Here is a 651-nt window from a genome sequence, read left to right as displayed (position 1 = left end):
CCCAAGACGCGCCGAGGACGGGCTGCTCCGTCCCGCTGCAACTTCAGCTTCTCCAGTCGGAAATGCTGCCCTTTGAACGAAAACCGACACGGCGGCCAACGGCAACCGCATCCGCTGCGGGATCGAGTTCGATGCCATCGGCCGACGCGTGGCCTATCACTTCCGCCGGCGCCATCCCGGCGACAGCACGGATCAGGGTGCAGTGATCCCGGAGACGGTGCGCGTGCCGGCAGGGGATGTGCTCCACGTCTACCGCCCCATCGACGCGGGCCAGATCCGCGGGCTGCCGCATATCGCGCCGGCCATGGTGCGGCTGTTCCTCCTCGACCAGTACGACGACGCCGAACTCGATCGAAAGAAGACCGCGGCGATGTTCGCGGGGTTCATCACCAAGACTGCGCCGGAAGAGCCCATGATGGGCGAGGCCGAGGCGGATCTCGACGGCGCGGCCATTGCGAGCCTCGAGCCTGGCACGATGCAGGTGCTGCTGCCGGGCGAGGACGTGAAGTTCTCATCGCCGGCCGATGTCGGCGGCGGGTACGAGGCGTTCCAGTACCGCACGCTGCTGGCGGTCTCGGCCTCGCTGGGGCTGCCCTATCACCTTGTCACCGGCGATGTCCGGCAGGCCAACTACTCGAGCCTCAGGGCCGA

The 651-nt window shown here is 67.6% G+C and carries 1 protein-coding gene; it reads left to right on the top strand.

Translation table 11 applies throughout. The features are described 5' to 3' along the window. Positions 1–148 precede the first annotated feature (148 nt). On the top strand, positions 149–651 hold a 503-nt coding region (locus OCGS_RS12715; protein WP_238538260.1), incomplete at its 3' end, for a phage portal protein.

Source organism: Oceaniovalibus guishaninsula JLT2003, from assembly GCF_000299575.1.
GTDB classification, from domain to species: Bacteria; Pseudomonadota; Alphaproteobacteria; order Rhodobacterales; family Rhodobacteraceae; genus Palleronia; species Palleronia guishaninsula.
The sequence above is the reverse complement of the archived record's forward strand: the minus strand, read 5'-3'. Positions and strand labels throughout refer to the sequence as shown.